Source organism: Amycolatopsis dongchuanensis (assembly GCF_039542405.1).
In the GTDB taxonomy this organism is placed as follows: domain Bacteria; phylum Actinomycetota; class Actinomycetes; order Mycobacteriales; family Pseudonocardiaceae; genus Amycolatopsis_E; species Amycolatopsis_E sacchari.
In genome coordinates, this window is sequence record NZ_BAABIB010000003.1 from 1 (window position 1) to 9397 (window position 9397).

General features: G+C 70.9%; 10 protein-coding genes. 5 read left to right on the forward strand and 5 right to left on the reverse strand.

Annotated elements, in window-relative coordinates; genetic code table 11:
- Positions 1–312 precede the first annotated feature (312 nt).
- Positions 313–969 carry a response regulator gene (locus tag ABFX51_RS00265; protein ID WP_091511033.1) on the reverse strand — a complete coding sequence of 219 codons (657 nt, stop codon included), beginning with the start codon at positions 967–969 and terminating at the stop codon, positions 313–315.
- Positions 966–2561, reverse strand: coding sequence for a sensor histidine kinase (locus ABFX51_RS00270; RefSeq protein ID WP_428832424.1), 1596 nt, complete (start codon positions 2559–2561; stop codon positions 966–968). Before ABFX51_RS00270 ends, ABFX51_RS00265 begins: the two co-directional genes overlap by 4 nt.
- Before the next feature lie 155 nt (positions 2562–2716).
- On the opposite strand from ABFX51_RS00270, the gene ABFX51_RS00275 reads away from it, so the two are divergent.
- The 5 genes from ABFX51_RS00275 to ABFX51_RS00295 all read left to right on the forward strand — a co-directional run bounded on the left by ABFX51_RS00275 (position 2717) and on the right by ABFX51_RS00295 (position 7143).
- Positions 2717–3523 carry an ABC transporter ATP-binding protein gene (locus tag ABFX51_RS00275; RefSeq protein WP_091511031.1) on the forward strand — a complete coding sequence of 269 codons (807 nt, stop codon included), beginning with the start codon at positions 2717–2719 and terminating at the stop codon, positions 3521–3523.
- Positions 3513–4388, forward strand: a complete 876-nt coding sequence (locus ABFX51_RS00280) for an ABC transporter permease (RefSeq protein ID WP_091511028.1) — start codon at positions 3513–3515, stop codon at positions 4386–4388. The genes ABFX51_RS00275 and ABFX51_RS00280 overlap by 11 nt, the downstream gene beginning before the upstream one ends.
- A gap of 1 nt (position 4389) precedes the next feature.
- Positions 4390–5442 (forward strand): ABC transporter substrate-binding protein, encoded by a 1053-nt coding sequence (locus ABFX51_RS00285; protein ID WP_346051280.1) that lies wholly within the window; start codon positions 4390–4392, stop codon positions 5440–5442.
- 125 nt (positions 5443–5567) lie between these two features.
- Complete coding sequence (locus ABFX51_RS00290) at positions 5568–6257, forward strand: G1 family glutamic endopeptidase (RefSeq protein WP_346051282.1); 690 nt, start codon at positions 5568–5570, stop codon at positions 6255–6257.
- 34 nt (positions 6258–6291) lie between these two features.
- Positions 6292–7143, forward strand: coding sequence for a LysR family transcriptional regulator (locus ABFX51_RS00295; protein ID WP_091511021.1), 852 nt, complete (start codon positions 6292–6294; stop codon positions 7141–7143).
- Here the strand turns inward: ABFX51_RS00295 and ABFX51_RS00300 are convergent.
- From ABFX51_RS00300 to rsmI, 3 genes are read right to left on the reverse strand one after another with little or no spacing between them, the layout of a single operon-like run.
- Positions 7140–7472, reverse strand: a complete 333-nt coding sequence (locus ABFX51_RS00300) for a hypothetical protein (protein ID WP_346051285.1) — start codon at positions 7470–7472, stop codon at positions 7140–7142. The two genes, ABFX51_RS00295 and ABFX51_RS00300, sit on opposite strands and share 4 nt — an antisense overlap.
- Positions 7473–7491: 19 nt before the next feature.
- The gene (locus ABFX51_RS00305; RefSeq protein ID WP_346051286.1) at positions 7492–8451 is read right to left on the reverse strand and encodes a quinone oxidoreductase family protein; all 960 of its coding nucleotides are present in this window, start codon (positions 8449–8451) and stop codon (positions 7492–7494) included.
- A 9-nt stretch (positions 8452–8460) separates the two neighbouring features.
- Positions 8461–9300, reverse strand: coding sequence for a 16S rRNA (cytidine(1402)-2'-O)-methyltransferase (rsmI, locus tag ABFX51_RS00310; protein WP_091511014.1), 840 nt, complete (start codon positions 9298–9300; stop codon positions 8461–8463).
- Positions 9301–9397 lie beyond the last annotated feature (97 nt).

Here is a 9397-nt window from a genome sequence, read left to right on the forward strand (position 1 = left end):
TTGAACACCCTTCGCCCGTCTTCAACTACCGCCTCGACTTACGCATTAATCGTCTAGGTCGAGTTTCGAAGCGGCGGAGCCGCCTCACCACGCAGGCAGCTTGCACCGCTGCGGGTTGTGAAATGGGGCAGTCGCGCGGAGCGCGTCCGTTGAGGGTGGTGGCGGGCTGGCGGGTGGGCGGTCATGAGGAGGCGATCCCGGAGCGAGGGGCCGCCTTGAATCAGCTCAGCCGCGCGGAGGGCGCCCATTGGGGTGGTGGAAGACGTGCGGGGCCCCGACCCGCACCGCCACGCAGACCATTTCAAACATAATTCACGCCCGCCAGCTGTACTCGTGCTCCGGGCGGCCCGTCGCGCCGTACCGCAGGCGCATCTCCACCGTCCCCGCCTCGGCCAGCGCCGTCAGGTAGCGCTGCGCCGTGGCGCGGGCGACGCCCAGCTCCGACGCGACCTCGGCGGCCGACAGCGGGCGGGCGGCGCGCCGGAGCTGCTCGGACACCAGCCGGGCGGTCGCGCTGGACTGGGTTTTCGCCGTGCCCGCCCGGTCCTGTTCGTGCAGGAGCCGGAAGGCGCGGTCGACCTCCTCCTGCCCGAGGTTCCGCTCGTCGGCCACCAGCTGCCGGTAGCGCGCGTACGCGCTCAGCCGCTCCGCGAACTGCCGCGTGGTGAACGGCTTGATCAGGTAGTTCAGCGCCCCGGCCCGGATCGCCGCGCGGACCGAGCGCGTGTCCGCCGCCGCGGACAGGACGATCGTGTCCGTCCGCAGCTCCGGCAGCAACGCCAGCCCGGACTCGTCAGGCAGGTAGACGTCCAGCAGCACCAGGTCCGGCGACAGCTCCCGCACCCGCGCCCGCGCCTCCGCCGCCGTGTGCGCCGTGCCCGCGACCGCGAAACCCGGCACCTCCTCGACGAACCCCGCGTGCACGGCGGCGACCCGGAAGTCGTCGTCCACGATGAGCGTGCGGATCATGCCTCGCCCTCCAGCAGGTCCGGCAGCGCGGCCACGAACATCGCGCCCGCGTCGGCCCCGCCGGCATCCGCGAGCCACACGTCCCCGCCCCGCGCGCGGGCCGCCTGGCGGGCCAGCGCGAGCCCCAAACCGTGTCCCGGCGCGATCTTCGTCGTCACACCTTCGTCGAACAACCGCTCCCGCACCTCCGGCGCGACCCCCGCACCACTGTCCACTACGGACACGTGCAACGTCCTCCCTTCCGCCAGCAACGCGACCTCGACCGTGGCCGGACGGCGCGGGCCCATGCGAGCCGCGTGCACCGCGTTGTCGATCAGGTTGCCGACGACGGTGTTCACGGCGATCGGGTCGGTCACCGCCGTGCGGACCCACGAGTCGTCGGAAAGCCGGACGGTGACGCCCTTTTCCTGCGCCTGCTCGATCTTGCCGGCCAGTATCGCCTGGAGGTACGGGTCGGTCACGCTGTCGCCCAGCGCCTCCGGGCTCGCGATGGAGGTCTCGGTAAGCGTTTGCAGGTACTCGATCGCCTCGCCGTTGTGCCCCAGCTGGAGCAACCCGGAAAGCGTGTGCAGGCGGTTGCTGAACTCGTGCCGCTGCGCCCGCAGACCGTCCGAAAGGGACCGGACGGCGTCGAGTTCTCTCGTCAGCGCATCGAGATCGGTCCGGTCGCGCAGGGTCAGCACCGTTCCGAGGTCGCGGTCGTCCCGCCGCACCGCGCGGGAGTTCACCACCAGCACCCGGTTTCCCGCCACCGCGAGCAGGTTGTCGACCGGCTGCCGTTCCGCCACCGCCTTGCCCAGCCGCGGCGACAAGTCCAATTCGGACACCGGTGCCCCTACCGGCAACGGCTTGCCCAGCAGCCGCTCGGCCTCGTCGTTCCGGGCGGAGACGCGGCCCCGCGCGTCCACGGCGAGCATGCCTTCGCCGATGCCGTGCAACACCGCCTCCCGCTCGTACAACAACTCCGTCAGCTCACGGGGTTCCAGCCCGTGCGTGAGCCGGTTCAGCCGACGGGTCAACAACGCCGACGCGCCCACGCCGAGCGCGAGCGCGCCCGCGGCGAACGCCAGGCTGATCAACAGCAACCGCACCAGTTCCCCGACCGGCGCACCGATCTGGTAACCGACGCTGACCTCGCCGACCACCCGTTCCCCGTCGCGCACCGGCGTCTTGCTCCGCACCGACAGGCCCAGCGTGCCCTCCTGCACCGCGCTGACCACGTCACGCCCGGCCAGCGCCTCGTCGGCCGGGGTGCTCACCTCCTTGCCGATCTGCGCCGGATCGGGGTGGGCGAGCCGGATGCCCCGGTCGTCGGTGATCACGACGAACAACGCGCCGGTCCGCTGCGTCACCGCCCGCACGCGTTCCTGGAGGTCACCGGCGGGCTCCTTCGCGGCGACGTCCGCGACCACCACGGGGTCCACCGCGACCGAGCGCGCGATGCCCCGCGCCCGCTCGCCGTACTGGTCGCGCAGCGTGCTCCACAGCAGCCAGCCCACCAGCAGGAACCCGATCACCAGCAGCAGCACGACGACGCCGATCTGCAGGATCAGGATCTGGCGCGAGAACCGCATCCGGCGGAAGTCCAGCATGCTCCGAGACGATACGCGCTGGTCAAGCGCTCGCGCTAAATGAGCAAAACGTGGACAACGCACAGTGCGCACGCAGAACGTCAACAAGCTTCACGTCGCCTTCACGCACTCCTACGGTCAGCGGGAAACGAGCGCTGTGACGAAGGAGTCACCCGATGGCCCCTCCCCTGATCGAACTGATCAGTGCCACCAAGAGGTTCCCGAGCGGGAACGGTTCGGTGCACACCGCGGTCCGCGACCTGTCCCTCACCGTCTCCGCCGGCGAGTTCGTCGCCGTCGTCGGCCCGACGGGCTGCGGCAAGTCCACGACGTTGTCGCTGGTCTCCGGCCTGCAGCCCGCCTCCGCCGGTGAGGTGCGCGTGCACGGCGAGCCGGTCCGGTCCATTCCGGACGGTGTCGGCTACATGTTCCAGAACGACGCGGTGATGCCGTGGCGTTCGGTGCTGGACAACGTCGTCTCCGGTCCCCGCTACCGCGGCGCGAGCAAGGCCGAAGCCCGCAGGCAGGCCGCCGACTGGATCGAGCGGGTCGGCCTCGCCGGGTTCGAGAAGTACTACCCGCACCAGCTTTCCGGCGGTATGCGCAAGCGCGTCGCGCTCGCCCAGACGCTCGTGACCCAGCCCCGGATCCTGCTGATGGACGAGCCGTTCTCCGCGCTGGACGTGCAGACCCGCGCGCTGATGCAGGACGAGCTGCTGCGCCTGTGGCAGGGCACCGACGCCGCGGTCATCTTCGTGACGCACGACCTCGAAGAGGCCATCGCGCTGGCCGACAAGGTCGTCGTGATGACCGCCAGTCCCGCCACGGTCAAGGCCGTGTTCGACGTGCCGCTGCCGCGCCCGCGCGAGGTGGAGGAGCTGCGGCTCACCGAGGACTTCCTGAAGATCTACCGCGAGGTGTGGGAATCGCTGCGCACCGAGGTGGACAAGGCCCGCGAAAGGGGTGCTTCCCGTGTCGCCTGACGTGCTCACCGCACCGGCCCCGGTGCTGGAGTCCGAAGAGGACATCGTCGCCCGCGAACGCAGGGCGCACCTGCGGCGCAAGCGGAACACGTGGCTGCTGCGCCTGGCGATCGTCGTGGTGTGGCTCGGCGCCTGGGAGCTGACCGCCACCTACTGGATCGACCCGTTCTTCTACTCGAAGCCGTCGAAGATCGCGCAGCGGCTCGGCGAGTGGTTCACCGAGGGCACCGACTTCGGCCCGATCTGGTACCAGATCTGGGTCACCGTCGAGGAAGCGCTGCTCGGCCTCGTGCTGGGTGTGCTGGCCGGCGTGCTGATCGGCGTCCTGCTGGGCCGCAGCCGCTACCTCGCCGACGTGCTGGCGCCGTTCGTCAAGGCGGCCAACGCGCTGCCCCGCATCGTGCTCGCGGCGTTGTTCTTCATCTGGTTCGGCATCGGGCTGTCGTCGAAGGTCGCGACGGCGTTCGTGCTCGTGTTCTTCGCGGTGTTCTTCAACGCCTTCACCGGCGCCCGCGAGGTGGACCGCAACGTCATCGACAACGCGCGGATCCTCGGCGCCAGCAGGACGCAGGTGCTCACGTCGATCGTGTTGCCCAGCGCGACCTCCTGGATCCTGTCGTCGCTGCACACCGCGCTCGGCTTCGCGTTGATCGGCGCTGTCGTCGGCGAGTACACCGGCGCGCAGGCCGGGCTCGGCTTCCTGATCTCCAACGCACAGGGCACGTTCGACTCGGCGGGCATCTACGCGGGGATGATCATCATCACCGTGGTGGCGCTGCTGGCCGAGTTCGTGATCTCCCGGCTGGAGAACCGGTTGCTGCGCTGGCGCCCGGCGCCCGGCGGCACGGCGGCGAGCGGGATCTGACATGGGGTTCAAGCGCATCACCGGGATCGTGCTCGCACTGGTGCTGGTCCTCGCCGGGGCGACCGCGTGCCGGGACTCCCGCACGCTGAGCACCGGCGCGGACGGCACGCCGAAGATCCGGATCATGGTCGGCGGCATCGAGAAGGTCATCTACCTGCCCGCGATGCTCACCCAGCAGCTCGGCGGGTTCGCCGCGCAGGGCGTGGACGTGGAGCTGCTGAACCAGCCGTCCGGCGCGAACGCCGAGACCGCGCTGCTCGCGGGCGACGTGCAGGGGGTGGTCGGGTTCTACGACCACACGATCGACCTGCAGGCCAAGGAGCAGTGCATCACGAGCGTCGTGCAGATGGCCAACATCCCCGGCGAGGCCGAGGTGGTCAGCACGGCCAAGGCGGACCAGATCCGGGACGCGGGCGACTTCCGCGGCCGCAAGCTCGGCATCACGTCGCTCGGCTCGTCCACGGACTTCCTCACGAAGGCGCTGGCGGGCAAGGCCGGCGTGACCGCGCAGGACTACACGCCGGTGAAGGTCGGTGCCGGGCAGACGTTCATCGCCGCGCTGAACAACGGCGGGATCGACGCGGGCATGACGACCGACCCGACCATCGCCCAGCTCGTGAACACCGGGCAGGGCAAGGTAATCTACGACCTGCGCACCGAGGAGGGCACGCGGGCGGCGCTCGGCGGGCTGTACCCGGCGACGTCGCTGTACATGAACTGCGAGATCGTGCAGCGCTACCCGGCCGTCGTGCAGAAGCTGGCGAACGCGTTCGTGTCCACCCTGCGGTGGATCGACACGCACTCGCCGGAGGAGATCGCCGCGAAGATGCCGGCGTCGTTCGCGGGCGGGGACCCGGCGTTGTACGTGAAGTCGATCAGGGACAGCATCGGGATGTTCAACGCCGACGGGCGGATGGACCCCGCCGGGGCGCAGAACGCCTTGCAGGTGCTGGAAAGCTTCTCGAAGAACGTCAAGAACCACAAGGACCGCATCGACCTGTCGAAGACCTACACGACGGCGTTCGCCGACGCGGCCAAGGCGCAGCTGGGGTGATTTACCGTTCCTTGACCCCGGCTTGAGCTGCGATTTTGCGCCTAAAGTAGCTGTCGGCGGCGGATTTCCCGATTCGATAATGCTCGGTGACCGGCTTTCGTCCCCGCCAGGCAAAGGAATCCGCCATGCTCCCCAGGCCCGCCCGCAGCGCAACCCTGCTCGCCACCGCCGCCGTCGCCGTCACCGCCTTCGCGGGTCCGGCGGCGGCGGCCCCCGTGTTCGGCGCCCACAGCTTCGCGGGCGGGAACTGGGGTGGCTACGTGAGTTTCGGCAGCTTCACCACGGCGACGGCGAGCTGGACAGAGCCGTCGGTGACGTGCAACTCCCGCAACGACCTGTTCGCCCCGTGGGTCGGCATCGACGGCGACGGTTCGTCCACTGTGGAGCAAACCGGGGTCGCGACGGACTGCTCCAGCGGCAGGCCCGTCTACCAGGCGTGGTACGAGATGTACCCGGCCGCGCCCGTGTACTACAGCAACGCGGTGAGCGCGGGCGACCACATCAGCGCGACGGTCACCCGCACCGGCACGAACACCTACCAGCTGTCGATCAGCGACACCACGAAGGGCTGGACGAAGACGGTCACGAAGTCGTTGACGTCAAGGCACTCCTCGGCGGAGGCCATCATCGAGTCGCCGACGGACTCGTACCCCACGATCAACGGCGGGGTGACCTTCACCGGCGTGAAGTTCAACGGCACCAACCTGGCGTCGACCTCACCGTCCGCTTTGGACGCCGACGACCGCGGCACGTACACCTGGACGCCGGGCGCCATCGCCTCCGACGGTACGGACTTCACCATCACGCGACACTGATACTCGGCAGGTATCAGGCGGTATCCTCGGCGGGGTGGACGATCTCGAAACCCGCGAGCTGCGGTACTTCGTGGCTGTCGCCGAGGAACTGCACTTCGGCCGCGCCGCCGTCCGGCTCGGGATCGCGCAACCGCCACTCTCGCGGGCGATCCGCCAGCTGGAGCAGCGGCTCGGTGTCCGGCTCTTCGACCGGGACCGCCGCGGTGCCTCGCTCACCGCGGCGGGCGAGGTGATGTTGCGCGAAGCCAGGGCGGCGCTCGCGGCCGTCGAAGCCGTGGTGCGCCGGACACGCCGGGCCGCGGACGGGAAACGCCCGCTGGTGCTCGTGACGAAGGCCGGGGCCTCGCACGAGCTCCTGCAACGGCTCCTCGACGCGGCGCCGGTCCCGGTCGAGGTCCTGCTGTGCGAGGTCGGCGAGCAGGCGGGGCTGCTGCGGGACGGGCACGCCGACGTGGCGATCATGCACCGCCCGGTCGACGACCTCGCCGGGTTCGACACCGAGGACCTCCACACGGAGGGCCAGGTCGCGATCCTCCCCGCGGCGCACCCGCTGGCGTCCCGCGAGCAGCTCACGATGGCGGAGGTGAGCCACGTGCCGGACCTGCCGATCGCCCGCTGGCCCCGGCTCGACGGGACGTACCCGGAGGGCCCCGGCCCGGAGGTGCACACGCAGTCGCAGCTCGCCCAGCTCGTGGCGCTCGGCAAGACGCTGCTGGTCATCCCGGCCTCCAGCCGCGCCTGGCAGTGGCCGGAACACGTCGCGGTGCCCGTCGTCGACGCACCGCACATCACCACGGTGATCGCGTGGCCCGCCAGCAGCCGCTCGCAGGAGGTCGCCGCCCTCGTCCGCGCAGCCGCCGCCCTCGCCGAAGGCGCGGCGGTTTAAGCGAAGCGGTCGGCGAGGCCGCGGTGTCTCGCCACGGCCGCGGCCGCCTGCTCCCGCGTGATCGCCACGCCCGGCATCCGGCTGAGGTTCTCGACCTGCTCGGCGAAGCGCAGGTGCTCCCGCCGGGCGTGCTCGCGGCACGGCAGGCAGGTGACGCTCTCGGGCCTGGTCGAGGTGCTCGCGTACGGCACCTGGAGCCCGCAACCCGTGGTCACCACGGCCGGGGCGTCGGGCACCACGCCCAGCAGCGATCCCACCGCGCCGCGGAAGGCGGCGCCGGCCTCGACCACCTTGCGCTCCACGTGGACGTGCGGACCGTCCTCGGTCATCCGCACCTCCCTGCTCGCGTCACCGGCGCGGGTCCAGCACCAGCTTCCCGACCGTGGCCCGCGAACGCAACGCCTCGTGTGCCTCGCGCGCCTGGGAAAGCCCGTACTCGCCACCGGCGATCGCACGGACGCGGCCCGCGAGCGCGAGGTCGAACAGCTCCGCCATGGCCGTGCCGAAGACGTTGCCCGGCAAGGACAACGCGTGCGGCAGCCACATCCCGGCGATCGCCGTCGAGTGCCTGAGCAGGCTGCCCGGCTGCACCGGCTTCGGCTGCTCGCGGCTCGCCATGCCGTAAAACGCCAGCCGCCCGAACGGCGCCAGCGCCGCGACGCTCTGGTCCGTGACCCGCCCGCCGGTCATGTCGAGGACGACGTCCACCCGCTTGCCGCCGTTGGCTTCGCGCAGCGCGGCGGTCATGTCCTCGGCACGGGAGTCGACCGCGACGTCCGCACCCAGTTCGAGCGCCAGCGACCGCTTCTCCTCGCTGCTCGCGGTCGCGATCACGCGGCCCGCGCCCCACGCCTTGGCCAGCTGCACGGCGATGCTGCCCACCCCACCGGCCGCGGCGTGCACGACGACGCTCTCCCCGGCCTCGAGGTGCGCGCTCTTGCGCAGCAGCAGCCACGCGGTCGCACCCTGCACGATGAACGACAACGCGGTGAGGTCGTCGATCCCGTCCGGCACCGGCACGAGGACACCCGCGTCCGCGACCGCCCGCTCGGCATAACCGCCGCCGCCGTTCAGCAGGGCGACGACCCGACGTCCGTCCGGGGTGCGGCCGACCACCTCACCACCCGGCACGAGCGGCAGGCGGCTCGGCGCGAGGTAGGTGTTCTCGGCCTGGTGGGTGTCGGCGTAGTTCACACCGGCGTGGTCCACCTCGATCAGGACCTGCCCCTCGGCGGGCACGGGCTCGGGCAGTTCGACGTTCTTGAGGACTTCGGGACCACCGAACTCCGTCACCTGGACAGCACGCATAAGCGCACCTTACCCGCCAGTAACACCGTTCCGGCGGGCGGTGAGGACCGCGTCGTACAGCTCCTTCTTCGACACCCCGGCCGCCTCGGCGACCTCGGCCGCCACGGCCTTGAGCCGTTCCCCTTCCGCGACGCGGGCGCTCACCTGCTCGACCAGGTCCGCCACGCTCACCTCGGCGGGCCGCGCGCCCTCCAGCACGACGGTGATCTCGCCGCGCACCCCGTCCGCGGCCCACTCCGCGAGCTCGGGGAGGGTGCCGCGACGCACCTCCTCGTAGGTCTTCGTCAGCTCGCGGCACACGGCGGCACGGCGCTCGCCCAGCGCGTCGGCGGCTTCGGCGAGCGTCGCGGCGAGGCGGTGCGGGGACTCGAAGAACACCACCGTGCGCTGCTCACCGGCGAGCGCGGCGAACCACCGCGCCTTCTCGCCGGGTTTGCGCGGCGCGAAGCCTTCGAAGCAGAACCGGTCGCTGGGCAGTCCGGACACGGCGAGCGCGGTGGTGACCGCGGACGGTCCCGGCAGGCACGTCACGGGCAGGTCCTCGGCGACGCACGCCGCGACGAGCCGGTACCCCGGGTCGGAGACGCTGGGCATCCCGGCGTCGGTCACGAGGAGCACGGTCTCGTCCGCGTGGAGGGCTTCGAGCAGCTTGGGCAGGCGCGCTGTTTCGACGTCCTCGTAGAAGCTGACGACGCGGCCACGCGGGGTCACGTCGAGCGCGGCGGCGAGGGCACGCAGGCGCCGCGTGTCCTCGGCCGCGATGACGTCGGCCTCGGCGAGCGCCGTGACCAGGCGCGGCGACGCGTCCCGCGAGTCACCCAACGGTGTGGCGGCGAGAACGAGCGGCATGGTTCCACCCTACGGCGACGACGAACTCACCTGGTCACCCCTAGACGATTAATGCGTAAGTCGAGGCGGTAGTTGAAGACGGGCGAAGGGTGTTCAA